The 24075-nt window shown below is 29.9% G+C and carries 26 protein-coding genes and 1 riboswitch; of the genes, 4 read left to right on the forward strand and 22 right to left on the reverse strand.

The annotated features are described in order from the left end of the window. The first annotated feature begins 2 nt into the window (after positions 1–2). The 3 genes from BUA92_RS06005 to BUA92_RS06015 are packed head-to-tail and all read left to right on the forward strand — an operon-like array spanning position 3 to position 2427. Positions 3–959, forward strand: coding sequence for a branched-chain amino acid ABC transporter permease (locus tag BUA92_RS06005; RefSeq protein WP_073017734.1), 957 nt, complete (start codon positions 3–5; stop codon positions 957–959). A 3-nt stretch (positions 960–962) separates the two neighbouring features. After that, entirely contained in the window at positions 963–1721 is a 759-nt protein-coding gene (locus BUA92_RS06010) for an ABC transporter ATP-binding protein (protein WP_073017737.1), read from the forward strand. A 1-nt stretch (position 1722) separates the two neighbouring features. After that, entirely contained in the window at positions 1723–2427 is a 705-nt protein-coding gene (locus BUA92_RS06015; RefSeq protein WP_021802831.1) for an ABC transporter ATP-binding protein, read from the forward strand. A 27-nt stretch (positions 2428–2454) separates the two neighbouring features. On the opposite strand, the gene BUA92_RS06020 is transcribed toward BUA92_RS06015, so the two are convergent. The 6 genes from BUA92_RS06020 to BUA92_RS06045 form a co-directional block, all read right to left on the reverse strand. Next, positions 2455–3153 (reverse strand): hypothetical protein, encoded by a 699-nt coding sequence (locus tag BUA92_RS06020; protein ID WP_073017739.1) that lies wholly within the window; start codon positions 3151–3153, stop codon positions 2455–2457. Further along, on the reverse strand, positions 3141–3473 hold the full coding sequence (locus BUA92_RS06025; protein ID WP_238903204.1) for a PadR family transcriptional regulator: 333 nt from the start codon (positions 3471–3473) through the stop codon (positions 3141–3143). Before BUA92_RS06025 ends, BUA92_RS06020 begins: the two co-directional genes overlap by 13 nt. 202 nt (positions 3474–3675) lie before the next feature. Further along, a complete protein-coding gene (locus BUA92_RS06030) occupies positions 3676–5076 on the reverse strand; it encodes an aminopeptidase (RefSeq protein ID WP_073017741.1) in 1401 nt (466 codons plus the stop codon). Between the two features lie 66 nt (positions 5077–5142). Then, positions 5143–6072 carry a magnesium transporter CorA family protein gene (locus BUA92_RS06035; RefSeq protein WP_073017743.1) on the reverse strand — a complete coding sequence of 310 codons (930 nt, stop codon included), beginning with the start codon at positions 6070–6072 and terminating at the stop codon, positions 5143–5145. Between the two features lie 55 nt (positions 6073–6127). After that, entirely contained in the window at positions 6128–7030 is a 903-nt protein-coding gene (gene hprK / locus BUA92_RS06040) for an HPr(Ser) kinase/phosphatase (RefSeq protein ID WP_073017746.1), read from the reverse strand. A gap of 26 nt (positions 7031–7056) precedes the next feature. Next, entirely contained in the window at positions 7057–7248 is a 192-nt protein-coding gene (locus tag BUA92_RS06045; RefSeq protein ID WP_021802837.1) for a DUF896 domain-containing protein, read from the reverse strand. 509 nt (positions 7249–7757) lie between these two features. Between BUA92_RS06045 and BUA92_RS06050 the strand changes: the two genes are divergently transcribed. Further along, positions 7758–7967 (forward strand): hypothetical protein, encoded by a 210-nt coding sequence (locus BUA92_RS06050; RefSeq protein WP_073017748.1) that lies wholly within the window; start codon positions 7758–7760, stop codon positions 7965–7967. A gap of 58 nt (positions 7968–8025) precedes the next feature. Here the strand turns inward: BUA92_RS06050 and BUA92_RS06055 are convergent, their stop codons facing one another. From BUA92_RS06055 to BUA92_RS06125, 16 genes are all read right to left on the reverse strand, one after another. Further along, entirely contained in the window at positions 8026–8424 is a 399-nt protein-coding gene (locus tag BUA92_RS06055; protein ID WP_073017750.1) for a hypothetical protein, read from the reverse strand. A gap of 12 nt (positions 8425–8436) precedes the next feature. Beyond that, entirely contained in the window at positions 8437–8685 is a 249-nt protein-coding gene (locus BUA92_RS06060; protein ID WP_021802840.1) for a DUF1292 domain-containing protein, read from the reverse strand. Positions 8686–9008: 323 nt separating this feature from the next. After that, a complete protein-coding gene (gene helD / locus BUA92_RS06065) occupies positions 9009–11312 on the reverse strand; it encodes an RNA polymerase recycling motor HelD (protein ID WP_242950076.1) in 2304 nt (767 codons plus the stop codon). A gap of 210 nt (positions 11313–11522) precedes the next feature. After that, positions 11523–12026, reverse strand: coding sequence for a peptide deformylase (gene def / locus BUA92_RS06070; RefSeq protein WP_073017754.1), 504 nt, complete (start codon positions 12024–12026; stop codon positions 11523–11525). Positions 12027–12268: 242 nt separating this feature from the next. After that, complete coding sequence (locus tag BUA92_RS06075) at positions 12269–12991, reverse strand: hypothetical protein (protein WP_073017756.1); 723 nt, start codon at positions 12989–12991, stop codon at positions 12269–12271. Positions 12992–13144: 153 nt separating this feature from the next. Further along, complete coding sequence (locus BUA92_RS23210) at positions 13145–13294, reverse strand: hypothetical protein (RefSeq protein ID WP_021802843.1); 150 nt, start codon at positions 13292–13294, stop codon at positions 13145–13147. A 58-nt stretch (positions 13295–13352) separates the two neighbouring features. After that, positions 13353–14240: a methylenetetrahydrofolate reductase [NAD(P)H] gene (gene metF / locus BUA92_RS06080; protein WP_073017759.1), complete on the reverse strand. Its 888-nt coding sequence runs from the start codon at positions 14238–14240 to the stop codon at positions 13353–13355. An 86-nt stretch (positions 14241–14326) separates the two neighbouring features. Further along, positions 14327–14438, reverse strand: a riboswitch (SAM riboswitch). A gap of 48 nt (positions 14439–14486) precedes the next feature. Continuing rightward, the gene (locus tag BUA92_RS06085; protein ID WP_073017761.1) at positions 14487–15623 is read right to left on the reverse strand and encodes a MalY/PatB family protein; all 1137 of its coding nucleotides are present in this window, start codon (positions 15621–15623) and stop codon (positions 14487–14489) included. A 56-nt stretch (positions 15624–15679) separates the two neighbouring features. Continuing rightward, complete coding sequence (locus BUA92_RS06090; protein ID WP_073017764.1) at positions 15680–16633, reverse strand: MraY family glycosyltransferase; 954 nt, start codon at positions 16631–16633, stop codon at positions 15680–15682. 213 nt (positions 16634–16846) lie between these two features. Further along, positions 16847–17467: a V-type ATP synthase subunit D gene (locus BUA92_RS06095; protein ID WP_021802847.1), complete on the reverse strand. Its 621-nt coding sequence runs from the start codon at positions 17465–17467 to the stop codon at positions 16847–16849. A gap of 1 nt (position 17468) precedes the next feature. Then, on the reverse strand, positions 17469–18851 hold the full coding sequence (locus BUA92_RS06100) for a V-type ATP synthase subunit B (protein ID WP_073017766.1): 1383 nt from the start codon (positions 18849–18851) through the stop codon (positions 17469–17471). A 12-nt stretch (positions 18852–18863) separates the two neighbouring features. After that, positions 18864–20621, reverse strand: coding sequence for a V-type ATP synthase subunit A (locus BUA92_RS06105; RefSeq protein WP_073017768.1), 1758 nt, complete (start codon positions 20619–20621; stop codon positions 18864–18866). A gap of 11 nt (positions 20622–20632) precedes the next feature. Continuing rightward, positions 20633–21244, reverse strand: a complete 612-nt coding sequence (locus BUA92_RS06110; RefSeq protein WP_073017770.1) for a V-type ATP synthase subunit E — start codon at positions 21242–21244, stop codon at positions 20633–20635. 11 nt (positions 21245–21255) lie between these two features. After that, complete coding sequence (locus tag BUA92_RS06115; RefSeq protein ID WP_021802851.1) at positions 21256–21564, reverse strand: V-type ATP synthase subunit F; 309 nt, start codon at positions 21562–21564, stop codon at positions 21256–21258. Between the two features lie 85 nt (positions 21565–21649). Beyond that, on the reverse strand, positions 21650–22075 hold the full coding sequence (locus tag BUA92_RS06120; RefSeq protein WP_073017772.1) for an ATP synthase subunit C: 426 nt from the start codon (positions 22073–22075) through the stop codon (positions 21650–21652). A 32-nt stretch (positions 22076–22107) separates the two neighbouring features. After that, on the reverse strand, positions 22108–24075 hold the full coding sequence (locus tag BUA92_RS06125) for a V-type ATP synthase subunit I (protein ID WP_073017774.1): 1968 nt from the start codon (positions 24073–24075) through the stop codon (positions 22108–22110).

Raw genomic sequence — 24075 nt, forward strand, 5'->3', positions numbered from 1 at the left:
ATATGAAAAATAATAAATCAATGTTTAAATCTTTAATAACATTTGCTGTTATTGTAGCTGTTTACCTAGTACTTTCAACACTTATCAATGGAAAAGTTATAAATTCTTATTATAGTGGTATCTTAGTTTTAGCTTTTATAAATATTATATTAGCAGTTTCTCTAAACTTAGTAGTTGGTTTCACAGGTCAATTAGCACTTGGACATGCAGGTTTTATGGCTATAGGAGCTTATTTATCAGCTTATTTATCTAAAACCTATCATTTACCTTTTATTTTGGTTTTAGTTTTAGGTGGTTTACTGGCTTCTGCTCTAGCATTAATAGTAGGTGTTCCTACGCTTAAGCTTAAAGGAGACTATTTTGCCATAACTACCCTAGCTTTTGGAGAAATAATAAAAGGTATAATTACAAATACTGATTTAATAGGTGGTGCAAGAGGATTAAGTGGTATTCCTAGAAATACTAATTTTTCTTGGGCATTTATCATAATGGTTTTATCCGTACTTGTTATTTATAATATAATTCACTCTTCTCCTGGAAGAGCTATGATTTCTGTTAGAGAAAATGAAATAGCTGCTGAAGCTATGGGAATTAATACTTTTAAATATAAGCTATTAGCCTTTATTATAGCTGCATTTATAGCTGGTGTTGCTGGTGGTCTTTATGCTCACTACTACACTTTCATTCAACCACAATCATTTAACTTTATGAAATCAATTGAAATTTTAACTTTTGTTGTTTTTGGTGGAATGGGTTCATTATCTGGTTCTGTTATAGCAACATTTATCTTAACAGCATTACCAGAAGCTTTAAGATCTCTACAGGATTTTAAAAATATCATCTATCCAGTAGCACTTATTGCACTTATGATATTTAGACCTGAAGGTTTACTTGGAACAAAGGAAATATCATTTAATATTTTCAAAAAACTATCACCTCAAAAAGGGAAGGAGGAATAAACCATGTTAAAAGTTGATAATTTATCTATACAATTCGGAGGATTAAAAGCTGTTTCAGATTTTGATTTAAATATAGGTGAAAAACAAGTCGTTGGTTTAATAGGACCAAATGGAGCTGGTAAAACAACTGTATTTAATATGCTTACTGGAGTTTATTCACCTACTGAAGGTTCCATCTCTTATTTTGGTGAAGAAATCCAAGGTTCTAAACCTTATAACATTACAAAAAAGAAAATTTCAAGAACTTTTCAAAATATAAGACTTTTTTCTAATCTTACTGTTTTAGATAACATCAAAATAAGTTTTAACTATAGAGTTAAATACACAATTTTTGATGCAATGATTAGAACACCTAGATTTACAAAAGAAGAACGTGAAATTGAAGAAAAATCCCTTGAAATTCTTTCTCACTTTGGTTTAGAGAGTAAAGCTTATGAGCTTTCAAAAAATCTTTCCTATGGTGAGCAAAGACGTCTTGAGATTGCTAGGGCACTAGCCGCTGAGCCGAAACTAATATTATTAGATGAACCAGCAGCTGGTATGAATCCTCAAGAAACTCAAGAGTTAATGAATATGATTAATTGGATTAAAAATAAATTTGAGCTATCTGTATTACTAATTGAACATGATATGAAATTAGTTATGGGTATCTGTGAAAAAATAGTTGTTTTAGATTACGGAAGAAAAATTGCAGAAGGTACACCAGAGGAAATTAAAACTAATCCTAAAGTTATTGAAGCGTACCTTGGAGAGGGGGCTTAAAATGCTTAAAATAGATAGTCTTAATGTATATTACGGTGGAATTCATGCTTTAAAAGATCTTTCTTTAAAGGTTAATAAAGGGGAAATAGTTACTCTAATAGGAGCTAATGGAGCTGGTAAAACATCAACCCTAAGAGCCATCTCAGGCTTAGTTCCTTTTAAATCAGGAGATATAAGTTTTAAAGATACTTCTTTAAAAACTATACCATCTCACAAGATCCTTTCTTTAGGTTTATCACATGTACCTGAAGGAAGAAAGATTTTTCCTGACCTTACTGTTTTAGAAAATCTAGAACTAGGTGCTTATCTTAGAAAAGATAAAAAGGGAATTAATTCTGATATGGAAACTGTTTTTACCAGATTCCCAAGATTAAAAGAAAGAATGAAACAAAAAGCTGGTACACTTTCTGGTGGAGAGCAACAAATGTTAGCCATGGGAAGAGCTTTAATGTCTAAACCTGAAATGGTACTTCTAGATGAACCTTCTATGGGTCTAGCACCTATAGTTGTTAAGGGGATTTTTGATACCATTGTGGAAATAAACAAAGCTGGCACTACTGTTTTATTAGTTGAGCAGAATGCTCACATGGCACTTTCAATAGCTGATAGAGCTTACGTTCTTGAAACTGGCTCAATAGTTCTTGAAGGAAATGCTAAAGAACTACTAAATGATGATAAGATAAGAAGTGCATATTTAGGAGAATAAATTTAAAAGAGGCGTTAAGCCTCTTTTTTATGTTGCTACTCTATTACGTTCTTTTAGATATAAAAATGATGTAGATAAAATTATTAGTATCGTCCATATTACTATAAACATGTTACTTCCATAAGATATTCTACCGTAGTCTTCAATACTTATATGATTAAGAAGTGCTGGAGTATAAAAAATACTTGAAAAGCTACTTAACAGTGCTATCATAAGTACACAAAAAATAAATATCCATTTATTATTATAAAAGAGTTTACTAAATTTATTGTGCAATTTAGTTATAAATGTGAACTTTGAAGTAAACATAATTAATAAAAGTACTAATGTTATAACTGTACTTATTATAAAATTAGAATGTTCCAATTTTATATTCTTTAATAACTGTATTTTGCTAAAGTTCACTGTTAATAAAATAGAAAAAAGAAGGATGAATTTTTGTAGAAATGATATTAAAATATAACCACAAAAAAACATAAATATTTTCCTAAACCAAATACTTCTTAGATTCACTTTTTCAAACTCTTCACTTAATAAGTCTACTGAACCAATACGACTACAAGAAACTAAAAAAGCCTCCTCTTCTGACAACTTTGTAGTATTCATTAAAGAGTTAAATTCATCTATCAGGTGTTCTTCTAACTCTAATATATCCGATTCACAAAAAGAATCGCTTTTATATAGTTTTGTTTTCCACTGATTTAATGCTTTTTCTAATTCAAACATGCCGAATTCCCCCATAAACTATTTAGAGTATTATTTACTACCTTCCACTGAGATTTTTCTTCTTCTAACGTATCTAATCCAAGCTTTGTTATCTTATAGTATTTTCTCTTTCTTCCATCTATGGACTTCCATTCTGATTCAATGAGTTTACTTTCACACAACTTTTTAAGAACTGGATACAGAGTTCCATCTTTCCAAGTTATTTCATCTTTGGATAGTTCCTTAACTGATTTTATAATTTCATATCCATAGCTTTCTTTAGTTGCTAAAATCGAAAGAATAAGGGGTTTAGCTGAAGCAGCCATAAGATCCTTTGACACCAAATTTATCACATCCTTACATAGAAATTCTATGTATTAATATTACATCGAGCTTCTATGTAAGTCAAGTATATATTACATAAATTTATAAATTATTCCAATATGGATGTAACTTAATTTATTTATCCAGGTAATCCTTTATAAATAAAAAAAGAAACCCTGTATCCCTATCAGTTGACAGGAACCCAAGGTTTCTTTTTTATTATATTTCTTTTAAAAATGCTTTATAACATTTTACAGCTTCATATATATCAGCTTTACTTGCAACTTCCCATGGTGCATGCATATTGTGAAGTGCTATACCACAGTCTATTACTTCCATATTGTATTGAGCTAGTATATAGGCAATTGTTCCACCGCCTCCTTGGTCAACCTTTCCAAGTTCAGCTGTTTGCCATACTACTTCATTTTTATCCATTATTTCTCTTATACGAGCTATATATTCAGGGTTTGCATCATTTGATCCTGACTTTCCTCTAGCTCCAGTATATTTACAGAATACAACTCCTTTACCGAAGTATGCAGCATTGTTTTTTTCTAATACTCCTGGGAAATTAGGATCATGAGCTGCTGTTACATCAGAAGAAAGCATATGAGAATTATTTAAACATCTTCTAAGCTTTAATTCTGAATATTCACCTTTTCTATCCATAATCTCTGCTAATATGTTTTCGAAGAACTTAGAGTTCATTCCTGTGGCTCCTACGCTCCCTATTTCCTCTTTATCTACAAATAGAGCTACACACGTCCTATCAGTATCTTTAATCTCTAGAAGGGCTTCAAAGCTTGTATAAGCACATATTCTATCGTCATGTCCATATCCCATAACCATACTTCTATCTAAACCATAATCTCTTGCTTTTCCTGCTGGTACTATCTCTAATTCAGAGGATACAAAATCTTCTTCTACTATTCCATATTTTTCATTTAGAAGAACTAATATATTTTCTTTAACTCTCTCTTTTAATTCTTTGTTTTTAATAGGCATAGAACCTACTAAAACATTTAAATCTTCGCCTTCTATAACTTCTCTAGCCTTTTTCTCTAGTTGTTTTCCAGCTAAGTGAATTAAAAGATCTGATATTCCGACTACTGGATCATTGTCATCTTCACCTATCTCAACTTTAACTACAGTTCCATCTTTTTTAACTATAACTCCATGTATAGCTAAAGGAATAGTAACCCATTGATACTTTTTAACACCACCATAGTAATGAGTATCAAATAAAGCTAATCCACCATCTTCGTATAATGGATTTTGTTTTAAATCAAGTCTTGGTGAGTCTACATGAGCTCCTAATATTCTTAGTCCTTTTTCTAATGGTTCACTTCCTATTAAAAATAGTGCTAAGGTCTTACCCATATTGTTGGCGTAAACCTTATCTCCAGCTTTTAATGTTTCTCCATTATTAATTATATCTTGAACATTTCTGTAGCCTTCTTTTTCAGCTAGTACTATAAGTTCATCTACTGATTCTCTCTCTGTTTTACATTTAGATATGAAGTTCTTGTATCTATCACTTATTGAAAATACCTTTTTAAGATCCTCTTCATCATATTTATCCCATGCTAACGCATATTCTTTTCTTAAATTTTGTTCCATACCGATACCTCCTTGCCTTATATCTACTATATTTTACACCTATTTTTTAGTATATTCAAATTTACCTTAAAACATTTTATGTTTCTTAAAATATAAGAGCATACCAAAGGCAATAGCTAACATTAATGCTAATATTCCAAAAAAACTATATGGATGATCTTTAAATGGCATGTAGTTAAATCCCATAGAAAATATTGCTGTTAGTAATTCTAGCGGCAAAAATATAGTTGTAACCACAGTAAATACCTTCATAAGGTCATTAGTCTTATTAGATATTTCAGCTTCATAGGCTTCTCTAACCATAGCTAAGTCTTGAACTAAAGTTTCTATTACCTTCATGAGCTTGCTTATCTTATTATTTATATTCTTGAAATATTCTATGTACTCATCATCTATTATTCCATTTTCATTAGCAATTAAGGCATCTCCTATATATCTTAAAGGATTTAATATTTTTCTTATTTTGTAGGTCTGCCTTCTTAAAAATACTAAAGTATCTATTTGATTTGACCGCGGAGATTTTAATATATCTATTTCTGCTTTATCAGCCATCTCTTCAACTACTGACATAATGTTGTAGTTTCTTATTATAAGTCTGTCTAATATATAATACAAAACAACTTCTGGTCTTCCTTTTTTCTTCAATGAAAAGCAATTTTTATTTGCTTTTACATCTTGAATTATCTCTTCTAGAACCGCTATCCTATCTTTATATACAGTTATAATGAAGTTATGACTAAGAAAGATGTTAAGCTCCTTGGAGATAACATCTTTCTTATTTAAATCCAGTACATTTAGTACCATAAATATATAATCATTATAGTAATGAATTTGTGCTGATTGTGAAAAGTCCATACATTCAACTATGCACTCTTCATCCAACAAAAGTTCTAAATTATATAGCTCTTCTGCATGTAGTATTATCCAATAAAAGCTATTTTCTTTATCCCATTCCTCAACTTCTTTAAATTTATTAGAAATATCATATATTATCATAGGTCCACCTTTACTATAATATTTATTATAGTATGCCTATGTTTTAGCTATAATATTAAAGTTTATTCATTCTACTTTCTATAATATCTACTGGAGTAACTTTAGACATCAATGAATATCTATAGTTTGCAGCCGCCGCTTCTATTATAACTGCAATGTTTCTACCTGGTCTTACTGGAACTACTAGTCTTCTAACATTAACCCCTAGTATATCCATAAATTCTGCATTAGTGCCTAATCTATCGTAATCTCCATCATCTTTCCAATGCTCAAAATGTATTACTAATTTTATGTCTTTTGATGGAATTATTGAGCTTAGTCCATATAAAGCAGAGATATCTATTATTCCCATCCCTCTAACTTCAAGCATTCCAAAAGTTATTTCAGGAGATGAACCCACAAGTTCCCCATCTATTTCTCTTATATCAACAGCATCGTCGGTAGCTATTCTATGCCCTCTTTTTATTAATTCTAGAGCTGTTTCACTTTTACCTATTCCGCTTTCTCCTGTTATTAATACTCCTACACCATACACGTCCACCAACACTCCATGAAGTCTTGTTTCTGGTGCCATTTTATCACCTAAATATATGGTTAATTTACTTATGAACTTCGTAGTTATTGCATCACTTCTTAAAACCCATACCTTACTTTTTTCCGCAGCTTTTATAAGTTCTTCATGTGGTTCTAAGTCTCTTGTTATGATAATACAAGTTGAATCAAAACTTAAAAATTTATTTAATCTTTTTTTTCTAATTTCAATACCCATGTCTTCTAGGAAGCTCCACTCAGCTTTTCCTATAACCTGTATTCTTTCTGCAGCAAAATAATTATAGAATCCAGCTAGTTGTAATCCTGGTCTATTAATATCGCTTACAGTTATTTCTTTATTCGCACACCCTTCTACTAGCACTTCAAGGTTAAAGTCCTTGATAAGCTTTTCAACAGTCACAGTCATTCTAAACGCCCCCATCATTAAATTAATTAATTTCTATATTTATTTGTCGGTTTATTAGGTTTAACGGTCTCTAATTGAGCCCTAAAATTACTTTTCACTGAATCTATATATCTTCTTCTTAATTTAGCTTGCTCTTCTTTTTCTTCTTCTGTTAATCCTACTTCTTTACTTTTTTTATATAATTCATTGATTCTTGCTATTAATGCATCTATATCCATTATGTACCTTCTTCCTTGTATAAAGTGAAACTTAGCTTCATAGGGAGTTTTGTTCTACCACTGAAGTTTAGTTGAATTTACACTCATAGAGTGCTTTGCCCACATGGAGCACAATGTCTAGGGTTCTGCCATTGTTATATCCCACTTTAATATAAGATAGGAGTGTTACAATGGCTAGACATCAGATAAACTTAAAACTATTTTACAAATAAATTCAACATTTATCAAGGAAAATTATATCATATAACAGCTGTTGTTGCTAACTTTAATACATCAATTTTAACTATTTCGACATATAATTATTTTTGAATAATTTCCTATTTTTGTTAATTTGTTACATTATGTAACAAACAGCCGCACTATAAAATACTTTTTTGTAAATACTTGTCCAAACATATATATTTTTTGTAATTAATTGACACACGAAATGATTTTACATAATTTCCGAATTTGTTATAATTATCTTAAGAGATTTGTTGAAGTATCAACTAATAAATGGGGTGTTGGGTATGGGTTGTTATATACTAGATAGAAAAATTTTAATTAAAAGAGCACTTTTAAACTTCTTTTTGAAGTTTTTGTTACCTACTAATAAAATAGTTCTTAATTTAAGTCAAAGTTTGGACAAGTCAGTTTCTTTAAAACAAAAGCAACTTTATAAAACTTATAAGAATAAATTAGGTTTAAAAAAAAGGACATATTTAAAGTACATAGCATAACTCTGCGTAAAAAAAGAAACTCAATTAATTGAGTTTCTTTTTTGCTTATCATATATCTTTATAGATCTAATTCTTCTACAACTTCATCAATATCTACTTCTTCTTCATCTTCGCTAAATATAGCTAAAAATTCTCCAAAGGTTGGGTTATTTATATCCACATCATAAGCTACAAATTGCCCTTGAATCTCATACTCTTCTGTTATCTCTTCTATATACTCTTCAACATTGTCTAATGAGATATCATAAAGGTAAGGAAGATATAACTCTTTAAACCATTCCTCTGTTTCTGATTCATATGTTCCCTCTTCATTTGAATAAGTTCTAGCTGCTGATATTTCATCGTCATCAAAATCATAAAAGAATTTCACCAATAGATAACCTCTTTTATATTTTATCTCCTCAATGTCACTTACGCCCTTTTCTTTAAGCGCCTTAATAATTTCATTTTTTACCATATTTCCCTCTCCTTAATACAGTAATTGTTTATATTCTTTCTTAACTGCTTGAAATTCCTCATCATCTTCTACCAAGTTTAATTCTTGCTTTTCATCTACGTAGTCTACTCTAAATATATATGCATCATCTTCATTGCCATCTCCATTTAATGGTGATAGTATTAAATATTCTTGTTCTTCTAAATATATTCGTGCTATTGCCTCAAAGTCTACTTTATTTCCATCTTCATCTTTAAATGACATTATTTCTTTTTCTTCCATTATACTCACCTTTCCACTTTTTGATTATATTTTCTTCATAAAAAAATCGCCAAGGCGACTATGAGCCGTCGATTTTTTTTGCGCATCTGCCTTTCCAAACGCATGTGAGGAAAAACTGGCAGGCGCTCAATTTACATTTTTATTCTTTAGGAGTAAATTTAACACTTAAATTATAAATTAATCTAATAAAATTATCCACATTTATAGTTATTATAGCTTCCTAAAGAATAAAAATTCCCCATTTTAGGGGAATTTTTAGTTACTATTAAATTCACATTAATTCTATCATAGAGCTACTCTACTAACAACCATTTCTAAAAATATTACTCTATTAATTCACTCACTTCATCATTATAAATTACATACTCATTGTGAAGTGCACGAGTTAATGCTACATACAATAGCTTTTTGTCTTCTTCACTATCTTTGTAGACATCCTTAGATACATCATATATTATAGTGCAATCAAATTCTAAGCCTTTAGTTAGATAGGATGGTAGTATTATATTAGTTACATCTAACTCACTATCTCCCTCTTTTACTAAAGTCCACTGAGTTTTGCTGTAGGCTTTTATTCTATCTCTAAGCTTTTTACAGTCTCTAAATGTTTTACAAATTATAGCTATAGATTTTTTGTTAGTTGAAGTTATTTCCTCTACTAAATTGTCTATAGTCGATGCAAGTTCTTTAAAATTACTAAATTTAATTAACTGAGGTTTTGGTCCTCTTCTTATAACTGCCTTAGCTGGTTTAGGAGCGTTTTGTTGTTTACTCAAAACTTCATTAGCAAAATCTATTATTTCAATAGTACTTCTATAGCTTTGGCTTAATGATATATAAGTGCAATCACCTTCAAATACATCCCTAATTAACCCATCCCAGCTGTCTATACCTTTGTAGCTATATATTCCTTGTCCTAAGTCTCCTACTATTGTCATAGAGCTTCCTATAGACAACATTTTTGAGACTATAAACATAAGTGGAGAGTAGTCCTGTGCTTCATCTATTACTATATGTTTAAACTTATTCTCCTCTTTAACCCCTTCAGTTTTAAGTTTTAAATATAAAAGTGGAGCTATATCATCTTCATCTATTATATTTTTATCTCTGTTATTTAAAACTTCTTCCTTCATAAAATCAGCTAACACTTTAGGTATTTTCCCACCAGTAGCTTCATTAAATATTTCTTCATCTTCAAAAAGCCTATAATATAGTCCTTCTCCACTAGAGCTGTTCCATGTATCAAAATATTCTTTAAGTTTCACTAAAGCTTCTTTTTTAAGATTATTTTTTATCTCATCTCTTTGATTATATATGCCAATTAATCTTTCTCTTCGCTCTTTTGAGTCCTCATTATTCTTTTTGATTTTATTTATCTTCAAATCATAGAATAAATCTAGCTGTTCATATATTTTTACAAGTGTATTATCTAATTTCTTTTTAAAATACTTATAAATTTCTTCTATTCTTTTATTTACTGGAAAGTGTACTAAATCTTTAAAATATAATCTCTTTATTTCTTTTTCATTATATAATGTAAAACCTTGAACCTTTATATCCTTCAGGTTTTGTGACTCTCTTTCCCAAATGGTTATAAGTCTATCTAGTATAACCTTAAATACTAAAGATCCCTTTACTTTACTAGAGTTTTTGATTAGTTTACTTTTTTCTGGATCACCCTCAAGGATTTCTTTTAACTTATCATCTCTTGAATACACTTTACTTTTAAAGTTCAAATAGTCTTTTCCTAGTAGTGCAAAAGTTTTTTGATTAACATCATAAGTTCCTAAGTTTGGAAGTATCTCTGATATATAATCTAAAAATAACTTATTAGGTGCTAAAACCAATATATCTTTTCCTGTTATTTTTTCATTATATCTATACACCAAATAAGCTAACCTATGTAAAGCTATTGTAGTTTTCCCAGATCCAGCTGATCCTTGAACAATTATAGGGAAGTTTAGTGGAGCTCTAATTATATCGTTCTGTTCTCTTTGAATCGTTGCCACAACTTCTTTTAATTTGCTACCGGCACTTTCCTCTAGATTAATCTTCAAAAATTCATCCACTAATTGGTTTTCCTGATCTACTTCTTCACCTTTTAATATTATCTCATTTATTCCCTCATCAAAAATCTTCTCAAGGTCACCGTCTTTTATTAAAAATTTTCTCTTTAGTAATAGCTTTCCATTTATTACACCAATAGGTGATCTATAATAGGCTTCACCTTCAGTTCCACTATAATAAAGATCTGATATAGGAGCTCTCCAGTCTATTACTATTTCTTCTCCATCCTCTGAGCTATATATTCCATGTTTTCCTATATAAAGACTCTCTGGTATTTTTTTATCTTCTTTAAAATCAATCCTTCCAAAGTATGGATTCACTATAGATTCTCTATAATTCTGAAGATTTTTATTTACAATATCATATATTATTTTTGTATTTTCTAGCTCTAAGTTATAACTGCCCTTAGCTGCTTTTTTTAAAAGTGCTATTTTATCCTTAAACTTTTCTTCTTCATCTTCTCTTTTTTTTATTTCACGCTCTACTCTATTAATCTTTTGTTTTAAAATTTCTTGTTCTTCATTAAAATCTTTATGCATTACATCACCTTCTTTTCCCATTAAAAGGATATTATACTTCTATAAAAAATACATGTCAATAAAGAAATAGGAATATATCTAGATATATATTTCTCTATATAGATAGCTAGATATATAACTATATATAGTGTTTATGCGACTTCAAGGCATTTTATAGATAAATTCTTCTAAAATGTCTACAATATAAACTTTACTTTCCTATACAATAAAAAAAGCGACAATGTCGCTTTTTTATTCTTCGTATTCTTCTTCATCTTCGTCTTCGTACTCTTCTTCCTCAAGTTCAAAGATCTCAGTAGCTTTATCTGTATACATAATACCTTCAAGATGATCTATTTCATGGCAGAAGCATCTAGCTAAAAAGTCTGTTGCTTCATATTCCATTAAATCTCCGTCTTCATTTAAAGCCTGAACTACAACTCTAGTAGGTCTTTCAACCATACCTTCATAACCTACATAGCTTAAGCAGCCTTCATAGTCCATCTCGCTGCCTTCTTTTTCAGTTATAACAGGATTTATTAATACAATCGGCTCTGAGCCATCTCTTAAGTCTATATATATAACTCTTTTATTCACAGCTATCTGAGGAGCTGCAAGTCCAACTCCCTCAACTGTAGCTAAAGTATCCTTTAAATCCTTAACAAGGTTTAATATTTCTTCATTAATTTCTTTCACAGGCTCTGATATTTTTTTTAAATGTTCATCGCCTAATTGTACGATTGTTCTAACTGCCATCGTTTTTCCCCTTTCAGTTTATATACTATAATTATTGCATATGCTTCGAATTTTTGCATTAATTTTATAATTGAAATTATTTAAAAATATTCCATTATAAAACTAGTTGTCCAAATTTATTATTTAATCATAGTATAAAATATGATTTAAGTTAACCACTTAATTTTAACATAAAAATATTTGTTTCATATACAAAAAAAACAGTACACGATTAAGATTTATCGTGTACTGTTTTAAAAAAATTATTTTCTTGTTTTAAATAATATAATCATACCTATTACTATTAAAATAAGAGCTTTCATTCCTAATGAAACTATATTTAATAGATAGTTAAAGCCATAATCAACTAAATATGTTGATGCTATTTGGAATCCTTGAGATATACCAAATGCTATTAAAGCAATTCCTGCTATTTTAATAATTGTCTTAAACTCTTTTGAGTTTTCTACCTTAAACCCAAAGCTTTTTCCTTCCCTCATTGCCATTAAATCTAAAACTGAATATATTGATAAAATCAACAACAAGTCATTTATTAGTCCAGTATTAAAAAATCCACCTATTGCCGCAGTTACAATAAAAATAACTAATAGTTTAGATCCTTTTTCAGAATACTCTTCATAAAGATGCCCTAATCCTGGTACTAAAGCCAAGATAATTCCTAAAAGATTTTTATTTCTAGTAGAAAAACTCCTCTCATCTTCCAAATTAATTCCGCCATTATTAATATAATCAGCACTAACATAAGCATCAATAGCTGAATAAATCCAAATCAAAACGGCAAAGTTATGAAATAAATTATTTAATCCGTTAAAGGCATTAAATGGACCGTATCCATAGTTTCTAAAACTCATAGAAAATATTATTGAACTTATAAGAAAAATAATTCCTCTAGTATAAGTACCTAAATAGAAATGTCCTCCTCCAGGTAATATGGAAAATATTAATGCTTTCCCTTTGCTCTTCATTACTACTCACTCCTTTTATTCTATAAACTAATAATATCTTCATTTTCTTAATATTTTTATAGTAATGTTCTTAATATTTTCTTAAAGGAGAAAGTCCATAATATAAAAAGAGCCTACAAACTAATTATTTAGTTTATAGGTTCTTACTTAATCCTAGAAATGTGGGTCTATTTCATTTTGCTGTATTCTTTTTAAATCCTTTAATCTAAGTCTAGTTTCTTGCATTATTTTATCCCAATCTTCACCATCTATCATCATCTTTTTTGCAACTTTAAATGCGTCCTGTTGATTTTCTCTGTTCATAAAATCACTCCTTCTATGTTTAGTCATAGATATTTTTCTCAAATAGCAATGATTTTATTTAAACAATTATATCCTTGTTTAAACTTGTAATAATAGATCCTACACTTTCTGTTATCCTTCTTGCAACCAAAGGATTGTTCATAGTGTATAGATGAATTCCTCTTACACCTGATGATAATAAGTCAACTATCTGCTCTACTGCATAAGCTATTCCAGCATCCCTTAAAGCCTCTGGATTATGCTCATATTTATTCATAATCTTAATAAATTTCTCTGGCAATTCTGCTCCACATAAAGCAGTTATTCTCTCTATTTGCTTTTTATTTATTACTGGCATTATACCCGCTTCAATAGGTACATCTATAGATTTTTTAGAACATCTTTCTAAAAAATCATAAAAAACATTATTGTTAAAAAAAAGTTGTGAAACTAAATGTTCTGCCCCATTTTCCACTTTTTGTTTAAGTCTAACTATATCTAAATCCAAATCTCTACATTCAAGATGTCCTTCTGGATAACAAGCTGCACTTATTCCAAAATCCCCATGTTCTCTTATATGAGATATTAATTCATACGCATATGAAAACTCACCATTTGAAGTTTTATCCTCTGGAATATCACCTCTTAAAGCTAAAATGTTTTCAATATTATTTTTCTTTAAATCTTCTAGTATTGTCTCAATGTCACTTTTAGATGAACCTATACAAGTTAAATGAGCCGCTGATTCTATTCCATATTTATTTTTTATTAATGATGATAGTAAAGTTGTCTTATTATCTATAGTACTTCCACCAGCCCCATAAGTTACTGATATAAAATCTGGTTTTAAATCTTTTAAATCCTCTATCGTTTTATATATAGTATCCAATGATGATGTTGTTTTTGGTGGAAATATTTCAAACGAAAATACAACCTTTTTTTCTTTAAAAATATCCTTTATAAACATTTGTTAACCCCCTTAAAATTTAAAACAAAGATAAAAAAACCTAAAGGATATTTCCTTTAGGCATAAATAGACTTCCCCAAGCAATATCCTTATCTTCCAACTAAATAGTTGCAGGAATTAGCACCCTGTAAGTCTAAATGAAAACTTATGGGTTGCTGGGTTTCATAGGGCCAGCCCCTCCACCTCTCTCGATAAGTGTTTTTTATATTATACATTATATGATTTAAAGTGTAAATAATTTATTATTTATAACTTAAATCTTTTATTTATAGCATTCTCCATCCTATCTAAGGCTTCTTCCAAGACTTCTCTACTGCAAGCAAAATTCAATCTTAGGTATCCACTTTCACCAAAATCTCTTCCATCAGAGAAAACCACTTTTGCTTCCTTTAAGAAAAATTTATGCGGATCATCTATTCCTAATTCCCTAGCATCAATCCAGGCTAAGTAACTTCCTTCAACTTCCCCAACTTTTAAAGCTGGCATTCTTCTATTTATTTCTTCCTTTAGAAAATCTATATTACCTTTTAAATGCTTTAAAAGTTCTTGTCTCCAAGAGTCCCCTTTACTATAGGCAGCCTTGCATACCTCATAGTTTAATACTCCTGGTTTTGGTAGTACACCTGCTGAAGCCTTCAAAAATTGGTTTCTTAACTCCTTGTCTGGAATCACACCAAAAGCAATAGGTATTCCAGGAAGATTATATGTTTTCCCTGGACTCATTAAAGTTATGCTATTAATAAATTCATCCTTTAATGTAACCATTGGAATGTGTTTCTTTTCATAAACCAGTTCACAATGAATTTCGTCTGAACAAATTATTAAATTATGTTTTTTAGCAAAAACTATTAATTTATGTAATTCTTCTTTTGTGTAAACTCTTCCTACTGGATTATGAGGATTACACAATATGAACAATTTTGTATCAGCTTTAATGGATTTCTCCATAGCATCAAAATCAAAGGTATATGTTCCTTGTGAATGCTTTAAAGGAACCTCTATTATCTCCTTATCTGCATTAATAGGAGCACTTCTTATATTCATATACATAGGAGTATTAATCATTATTGACCCTTCAATCATCCTACATATAACATTTACTGCTGGCATAACACTTGGAAGCCATACTAGCCAAGAGCTATCTATTTCATAACCATACTGTTTTTTGAAATGCTCCACTATGATATTTGTTAATTCCTTATCTTCCTTTGTATAACCAAATATTCCATGAGCAATTCTTTTCTCTAGAGCTTCTAAAACTTCATCTGGAGATTTAAAATCCATATCAGCTACCCATAATGGTATGTAATCTTCCCCATAATTATCCCATTTTATGTTGCCTGTATTTAACCGATTTATTTTTTCATTAAAATTTATACTCATTAAATCACCCCTTTAATATATTATAACCTAAAAATAAAAAAGCGACCAAGTCGCTTTTATATCTTAATAAATAATAATACTATTGATAACAAACTTAATACAAAACTTATGGCACATATATATGCCACAACTTGATTTGTGGTAAGACCTTTTTCTTGTAATCTAAAGTGAATTTGGCTTCTATCAGCTTGATATACTGGTTTCCCTTCTGTATATCTTTTGAATATAACAAATATATTATCAAATATGGGTACCCCTAATGCTAATATAGGTATAAAAAGACTCATTATAGTAGCTTGTTTAAAAGCTCCATCTAAGGCTATTATTCCTAATATAAAACCTAAAAAGTTAGCTCCTGAATCTCCCATAAAAACCACTGCTGGATGTCTGTTATAATTTAAAAACCCGAGTATTGCTCCTACTAAAATAATACATACAATTGCAGAATCACTTTGATTCATAACAAGAGCTACAATAAACAACGTTACAGATGATATTGTAGAAATACTACCTGCAAGTCCATCCATTCCATCTGACCAATTTATAACTGTTGTGACCCCAAATAGCCAGGTTACAGTTAATAAAAATTGTAAAGCTATATGAAGTTGTACAAATTCACCTGTTATTGGATTAGTAAATCCAGAAAATGATATTCCGCTATTATAAACTAATATAGCAGCTAATATTTGGACCAAAAATCTTGGGTAAATAGGGAATTCTTTTCCTCTTGTTTTATAGTAATCATCAACTAGTCCTATAATTAATATTGCTAATGCTCCAATAAAAACACTTATATTTTCCTTGTTTATATTCCTTCCCATAGCTAAAAAATAAACTACAAAAAAACCTATAAACATACCTACTCCACCACAAAGAGGAATCGGCTCTCTATGATTTTTTCTCTGAGTAGGCTTATCCAAAAAATCATATTTTACAAATAATTTCATCAAAAAAGGTATTATAAAATACACGATTAAAAAAGTGCTTATTAGTGCTATTACGTATTTCATAAATGCGTCTCCTTAAAACTTATAACTATACATAATTATATCCTATAGCCATATATATAATCAACTTAAACAGTCTTTAATACTATTTTCTAACAAAGCACCTCCGACTCACTTCTATAATATCACATTTTTAGCCTAAAAATATTAAAATAATTATTACAATATAAACAAAAAAGCATAGAAAGTCTAAATTCTTCTATGCTTTATAAGTTATTAATATTCTATTTTATGTTTCTTTTTTACAATTTTCAATCTAAAGAAATCTTCCCTATCTTTTTCTTCTAAAACCTCTGTAACAAACTTTACTATCTCTTGGAATTTCGGAATTTGTATATTTTGAAGTGCATTAGCTCTCTTTTGAGTCTTTTTGACCTCCATAGCTAATTTGTATACAGCATTTTCAACTTCCGCTAATTCATAAGTTAAATACCTAACATTATTAAACTCTCTCATAGCCTCATCTATAGCAGCTCCAGTTCTAAAAACGCTATACTTAAGGTTTATATCTTTTTTATCAAAATTTATTATAGGTACTTCAACTCCCATAACACTTTTAAATAATAATTCATAGTCATTAGCTTCTTCTACAGTCATAGAAATATCTTCAACATTTACTACACCAGATATGATGTTAGCTTCAATCAATGCTTCATATGCCTTACCAAAAGTTATATTTATTTTTTCCTGTAACTCATGTGCTGTAGCTACATATGACATCATCTCTCTAATCAAAACATTTCTTTTTTTATCTAGTAATTCAAACCCCTTTTTAGAGAACTCTAAAGAATTTTTAGCAGCCATTAGATTCGCTTTAGTTGGCACAAAATTTTCCATATTATCTCTCCATAGCTTTATAGTATTTATTCAATATATCTGGTGAAACTCTATCCAATTCTTTTCTAGGTAATATACCTAATACCTGCCAAGCTAAATCTAATGTTTCTTCCATTTCTCTATTTTCATCATAATCTTGTTTTAAGAATCTATTTTCAAATACTCTTCCAAACTCCATATAGTTTTTATCCAGTTCTGAAAGTTCCTCTTCTCCTATAACCTGAGCTAAGGCTATTACATCCTGAACCTTAGAATATGCTGCAAATATCTGATTAGAAACCTCACTATGATCCTCTCTAGTAAAACCTTCCCCTATACCGTCTTTCATAAGTCTTGATAAAGATGGAAGTATATTAACGGATGGATATATATCTCTCTGTTGTATGCCCCTACTTAAAACTATCTGGCCCTCTGTTATAAACCCAGTAAGGTCTGGTATAGGATGAGTTATATCATCATTTGGCATTGTAAGTATTGGTATCTGAGTTATACTACCTTGTTTTCCAATCATCATACCTGCTCTTTCATATAAAGATGCTAAATCTGAATATAAATATCCTGGATATCCTTTTCTACTGGGAACCTCTTCTCTTAAAGATGATAGTTCTCTTAAAGCTTCACAATAGCTCGTTATATCTGTTAATATTACAAGCACATGCATACCTTCTTCAAAAGCTAAATATTCAGCGGCAGTTAAAGCACATCTTGGTGTTACTATCCTCTCTACTATAGGATCGTCTGCCAAATTAGTGAACATAACCACCTTTTCAAGAACTCCAGCTTCTTCAAAATTTTTCTTAAAGAAGTTAGCATCGTCGTATTTTATTCCCATGGCTCCAAAAACTATGCAGAAATTATCCTCATTTTCTTCTGAAATCTTAGCTTGCTTAACAATCTGTGCAGCAAGCTCATTATGTTGCATACCATTTCCAGAGAAAATGGGAAGCTTTTGTCCTCTTATAAGGGTTGATAAACAATCAATAGACGATATTCCTGTTTGAATATAGTCTCTAGGGTATTTTCTTGCTACAGGATTCATAGGTCTTCCATTAACATCATACTTCTTAGATGAATAGATTTCCCCACCCTTATCTCTGCATTCTCCTACACCATTAAACTCTCTTCCAAGTATATCCTTAGATAGTGGTATCTTAAGTGATTCTCCTCTAAAGTGAACTGAAGTATTATCTACAGACATACCAATAGTAGATTCAAATACTTGTATTATTGCCTTGTCTTTATGAATTTGAACTACTTTGCCTTTCTTCTTATCTTTTCCATCAACTATAATATCAACAATTTCATCGTAAGCAACATCTTTTACATTAGATAATACAATTAAGGGGCCTTGAACTCTATTTAAGGTTAAATACTCTTTCCTCACTCCATCCTCCTCCTATCTATATTTTGCTATAAGATTATTCATATAATTTGCTATATCGTTCTCTAAATCATCTATTTCATTTAAATTGTCGTTTGGAATGTTATATTTCATCTTATATATTCTTTCTATTAGATCTCTATCCATTATTATAGCTATTGGTATTCCAAGCTTAACTGCTTTTACCCCTTGTTTATAAAAACTATTTATAACCTTTAGCATTTTATATTGCTTATCTAGTGGTACATAGGTATCCACTGCATTATAAGCATTTTGCTGAAGGAATCCTACCTTTAAAGCTTTAGCAACTTCAATAATAAGTCTCTGATCATCTGGAAGAACATCTTCACCAACTAACTTAACTATTTCCAAAAGTTTATCTTCTTCATACAATAGCTTAAGCATATCTGCTCTTAAGTTAAAAATATCATCAGCTACATTTTCTTCATACCATTCTCTAAGTAATGGCAAGTATCCACTATAACTAGCTAACCAATTAATAGCTGGATAATGTCTTGCATAAGCAAGTTTTTTATCAAGGCCTAAAAAAGCTGATACAAATCGTTTGGTGTTTTGAGTAACTGGCTCTGAGAAATCTCCTCCTGCTGGCGAAACTGCTCCAATTACAGTTACAGATCCTTCTTCTTCATTTAATGTATCAACGTATCCTGCTCTCTCATAAAATTCTGCTATTCTTGAAGGTAAATAAGCTGGATATCCTTCCTCTGCTGGCATTTCCTCAAGTCTTCCTGAAATCTCTCTTAAGGCTTCTGCCCATCTTGATGTTGAATCTGCCATAATAGCTACATGATAACCCATGTCTCTAAAGTACTCAGCTAAAGTTATTCCAGTATAAATGCTGGCTTCTCTAGCTGCAACTGGCATATTAGATGTATTAGCTATCAAAATAGTTCTATTCATAAGTGCAAGATTAGTTCTAGGATCTATGAGCTTAGGAAAATCTTCTAATACCTCAGTCATTTCATTTCCACGTTCTCCACAGCCAATATAAACTATTATATCTGCATCTGACCATTTAGCTAACTGATGTTGAGTCATTGTTTTCCCTGTTCCAAATCCACCTGGTATAGCACAGGTTCCACCTTTTGCAAGTGGAAAAAACATATCAATTATTCTTTGACCTGTTATTAAGGGTCTAAATATAGTCTTTTTCTCTTTAACAGGTCTTGGTTTTCTTACTGGCCAAAGCTGGTATAATTTAAGTTCATGAACACCATCATTATTTTCTAGAGTGACTATTACCTCTTCTATATTATACTTTCCATTTGGTTTTATATCTTTAACTTTTCCTTGTAAATCTGGAGGAACCATTAACTTATGGGTTATAGAAGGTGTTTCTTGAATTTCAGCATACACTTGACCTGCTTCTAGCTCATCACCAATATTAACCGTTACCTTTACTTCCCAAAGTTTTTCTTCATCTATAGATATAAGACCTATTCCTTCTGGTATAAATCCATCAGAATCTTCATTTATTTTCTCTAATGGCCTTTCTATTCCATCAAAAATACTTCCCAATAACCCAGGTCCTAATTTTAATGAAAGTGGATTACCTGTGGAAATCACTTTTTCTCCTATTTTAAGTCCGCCTGTTTCTTCATAAACTTGAATGGTCGCAAAATCTTCTTCTAAAATAATTATTTCACCAATTAATTTTTTTGATCCTACAGTGACCATTTCTCTCATTTTAAAGCCTTTCATTCCCTCGGCTTTTATAACAGGACCATTGACTCCTATTATTCTACCTTCCATAAAACCATCTCCTACGCTAACTTTTCCATAACCTTTATACCTATAAATTCTTTACATTCTTCTAACTTATAATAAAGACTATTATCAATTTTGAAGGTTTCTTTTTCGTCTTTCAATATTACCCCACCTATAAACTCCTCATTTGATGTTTCAACCTTTATATCTATATGAGAATATTTATTTATAGCAGATTTAATATCTTCCTCAAATCTTTTATAATCCCTATCTAGAACAATAAGATTATATTTACCTTCCTCTAGCTCATCAAAAATACTTACTAACAAGGAAATAAAATAATTCTTATATTCTTTAGATGAAATAAAATATAAAAGCCTAGCCTTAACCTCTGATAAGGTATTATTGATTAATTCTTCCTTTATTGCTAATATGGCTTTTTGTTTATTAAGTTTCTCTTTTGCAATTATTTCATTAGCTTTAATATTGTATTTCTTATCTAAGCTAATTTTAATAGCTTTTCTAAGCTCATCTATTTTTTTCTTTTCTAAAGTTATTTTTTCCAAAGCTTTCTCATCAAAAGCTTTAAGCTTTTCTTCCTTTTCATCATTGACCTTATCATATATAACTTTAGAAAATAAATTTATCTTATCCTCAATTGTAGTCATAAATATACCCCCTAAATTTTAAGACCTATTGACTCCTTTATGTATCTTAATATGGAGTCTTGTCCTTTATTAGATCCGTGTCTATCTGGAATTTCAATTATAAGCGGTTTATCCTTAGATAACTTTAACTTATATACGTAATCATTAACCATAAGTGAGATTTTTTCTGTAATTATTATTATTCCTATATCATCAGTTTTCTTTAGTTCTTCAATTTTTTCTATTACCTCTTGTCTCTCTCTAATAATTACTCCATCAATTCCAGCCATCTTCATACCTATTAGGGTATCCCTATTATCACTAATTAGAAAGCTTCTCATAACACACCTCAAATATTTATTTATATAACATTTAATAAAATTTCTTTAATGAAGCTAACTTAAGCTTCTACAGAATAGCGGTGTATTATATTCTTGATAAAATCATTATGGATATTATAAGTCCATATATAGCTATTCCTTCTCCAAGACCCACGTATATTAAGGTTTTTCCTAATATCTTAGGATCCTCTGATACTGCCCCAAGGGCAGATGATCCTACGGCTCCAACAGCATAGCCAGCTCCAATAGTTGCAAGACCAGTTGATAATCCTGCTGCTATATAACCTAATCCTGCTGCAGGATTGTATGTAGCTACATCTGCTGCTGAAGCTATAGTTGGTATATTCATTACTAATGCAAAGGTCATTACAGGTAAAAATACACCTAAATTAACCTTTAGTGCTTTTTTAACCTTGCTTTTTCCTGTTACTTCTTCTTTTCCTTGTTGAACAACTCCATATGTTATTGTTCCTATTACTATACAAAACGTTAAAATCAATAATATTATCATTTAATTACACCTCTTCTAATTATAAATTTTCACTATTTAAAACTAACTTCTATCGGTTCAAAAAGAATTCCTCCACCATTATAATACTTACCAAAAAGTTCATAATATTGAAGTCTTAATCCTTGAATAAATACAATAAGACCTTCAAGTCCTATTATTATTATGTTTCCAAGTATTAATATTAAAATTGAAGCTGCTCCATTATTACTCATTTCTGCCATAGCAGAAAAGGCTACAAATAACCCAACATGGTTTAAAGCAAAGGCTCCTACTCTTATAAAAGAAACAGTATTAGAAAACATTGATAATATTGTTTCTATTACTTCAAAACTTGCTTCTATAAAATAATCTTTAGCACCATCATTAAATAGCACTTTTTTACCAGTAATCTTATTAGCTAACGGTTGTTTTAAAAGTATAAGTATCAAACACAAAATTAAAAAAATAATTACAGTAAATGTTGGTAATACATTTGTATTTGATAATTTATCTGCTACTAATAGAAGTACTCCAACATAAAAAATAAAGCCCATCAATCCTTCTTTTCCAAAAATCCCATGTTCTATATCTTTTATTTTTAATTTATTTATAATCCCAAGTACAAACCCGATTAACAAAAAGACACACCCAAAAATTACGGCTGCAACTAACATATCGTTTATTTCTTCCATAGGTCTTATTAGTACTGCATTAATAATATGCTCAGATCCAAATATGCTTCCATACAAAAATCCAAATATAGTGGAGCTGATCCCAAGGGTTTCTAATACCCCTCCCAAATTAACTCTTTTTAGCTTAATTCTTAAATATATCCCTGCTATAAATAGCACTATTCCCTGACCTACATCTCCAAACATAGCCCCAAACATCAATGTATAAGTTATAGCTAAAAATAAGGTAGGATCTATCTCATGGTAATTAGGTACCCCATACATTCCTACTATACTTTGAAATGGTCTTATAAATCTATTGTTCTTTAACTTTGTAGGTGGAATAATATTTTCATTGTTAAGCTCATTTGTATTTTTTATTATTACTAATATTTTTTCTTCAAATCCTTCTAAAATCTTTTCCAAGTCCTTTATATTGCTTTTAGGTATCCACCCAGAAGTATAAAAGAACTCCTGTGTACAAGCTGACATTTTTTTTATTTCGCCTGCTTTAAGTTCAAGCTCGTAACTATTTTTTAAAACCCCTATAATTTTATGATTAGTCTTAAAAAAATCCTTTAGGCCAGTTTCTATATCTCTTATAGATGAGTTTACACTATTCATCTCATTGTTTATAATTTCTAAAACCTCGCTAGGTGTACCTTCATAATGATTAGGAATTTCTATTTCTTCACAATTAGCAGATTTAAAAATTCGCTCTGCCTCAATCACTAATAATAATGGAGTAAACGATATAAATATAGTGAAATCTTTCTGTTTACAAATACTTTGGATTACTGAAGGTATATTCTCATAGTTAGCTTTAAGTTTAATCATATTTTCATTTTTAACCTTATATAATCCAACTTTAAAATTCTTCATGGAATATAAATCTTCTATAACTATAGATGAATCTTTCAAAAATTCAACAACCTCATGAGTATGCTTTAGATATTGTTTTTTATCTATTAAATCTTCTAATTGCTTTTTTAATATCTCATAAGTTGTGTATATATTCCCAAAAGTCTCCTCAACTTTATTTATATTGAACTCTATATCTTTACTTGGTTTATTATAAACTTCATATTCTTTTTGCTTCTCTAATAGTTCATTAACTTTTTTATAACTTACTCCAATGTCATTATCATAAATATATGGTCTTATATAACCTACATCAATTAAAGCCTCTATATTATCTTCTGAAGTCTTTAAAGAAAAGTCTGATGTATTTATCTCTTGTAAAGCACTTATAGGTTGCATAAATCCACTTAACGCTAGAAGCTTAGTTAACTTATCAAAATCAGAAAAAGCTCCAACTAAATTGGCCATGTACATTTTTTCAATAGCCAA

The organism is Clostridium intestinale DSM 6191 (assembly GCF_900130055.1).
Classification (GTDB): domain Bacteria; phylum Bacillota; class Clostridia; order Clostridiales; family Clostridiaceae; genus Clostridium_T; species Clostridium_T intestinale.

Coding starts and splice junctions, on each gene's coding strand:
- BUA92_RS06005 (WP_073017734.1), top strand. CDS start 3: ATGAAAAATAATAAATCAATGTTTAAATCTTTAATAACATTTGCTGTT.
- BUA92_RS06010 (WP_073017737.1), top strand. CDS start 963: ATGTTAAAAGTTGATAATTTATCTATACAATTCGGAGGATTAAAAGCT.
- BUA92_RS06015 (WP_021802831.1), top strand. CDS start 1,723: ATGCTTAAAATAGATAGTCTTAATGTATATTACGGTGGAATTCATGCT.
- BUA92_RS06020 (WP_073017739.1), bottom strand. CDS start 3,153: ATGTTTGAATTAGAAAAAGCATTAAATCAGTGGAAAACAAAACTATAT.
- BUA92_RS06030 (WP_073017741.1), bottom strand. CDS start 5,076: ATGGAACAAAATTTAAGAAAAGAATATGCGTTAGCATGGGATAAATAT.
- BUA92_RS06035 (WP_073017743.1), bottom strand. CDS start 6,072: ATGATAATATATGATATTTCTAATAAATTTAAAGAAGTTGAGGAATGG.
- hprK (WP_073017746.1), bottom strand. CDS start 7,030: ATGACTGTGACTGTTGAAAAGCTTATCAAGGACTTTAACCTTGAAGTG.
- BUA92_RS06045 (WP_021802837.1), bottom strand. CDS start 7,248: ATGGATATAGATGCATTAATAGCAAGAATCAATGAATTATATAAAAAA.
- BUA92_RS06050 (WP_073017748.1), top strand. CDS start 7,758: ATGGGTTGTTATATACTAGATAGAAAAATTTTAATTAAAAGAGCACTT.
- BUA92_RS06055 (WP_073017750.1), bottom strand. CDS start 8,424: ATGGTAAAAAATGAAATTATTAAGGCGCTTAAAGAAAAGGGCGTAAGT.
- BUA92_RS06060 (WP_021802840.1), bottom strand. CDS start 8,685: ATGGAAGAAAAAGAAATAATGTCATTTAAAGATGAAGATGGAAATAAA.
- helD (WP_242950076.1), bottom strand. CDS start 11,312: ATGGGAAAAGAAGGTGATGTAATGCATAAAGATTTTAATGAAGAACAA.
- def (WP_073017754.1), bottom strand. CDS start 12,026: ATGGCAGTTAGAACAATCGTACAATTAGGCGATGAACATTTAAAAAAA.
- BUA92_RS06075 (WP_073017756.1), bottom strand. CDS start 12,991: ATGAAGAGCAAAGGGAAAGCATTAATATTTTCCATATTACCTGGAGGA.
- BUA92_RS23210 (WP_021802843.1), bottom strand. CDS start 13,294: ATGAACAGAGAAAATCAACAGGACGCATTTAAAGTTGCAAAAAAGATG.
- metF (WP_073017759.1), bottom strand. CDS start 14,240: ATGTTTATAAAGGATATTTTTAAAGAAAAAAAGGTTGTATTTTCGTTT.
- BUA92_RS06085 (WP_073017761.1), bottom strand. CDS start 15,623: ATGAGTATAAATTTTAATGAAAAAATAAATCGGTTAAATACAGGCAAC.
- BUA92_RS06090 (WP_073017764.1), bottom strand. CDS start 16,633: ATGAAATACGTAATAGCACTAATAAGCACTTTTTTAATCGTGTATTTT.
- BUA92_RS06095 (WP_021802847.1), bottom strand. CDS start 17,467: ATGGAAAATTTTGTGCCAACTAAAGCGAATCTAATGGCTGCTAAAAAT.
- BUA92_RS06105 (WP_073017768.1), bottom strand. CDS start 20,621: ATGGAAGGTAGAATAATAGGAGTCAATGGTCCTGTTATAAAAGCCGAG.
- BUA92_RS06110 (WP_073017770.1), bottom strand. CDS start 21,244: ATGACTACAATTGAGGATAAGATAAATTTATTTTCTAAAGTTATATAT.
- BUA92_RS06115 (WP_021802851.1), bottom strand. CDS start 21,564: ATGAGAAGCTTTCTAATTAGTGATAATAGGGATACCCTAATAGGTATG.
- BUA92_RS06120 (WP_073017772.1), bottom strand. CDS start 22,075: ATGATAATATTATTGATTTTAACGTTTTGTATAGTAATAGGAACAATA.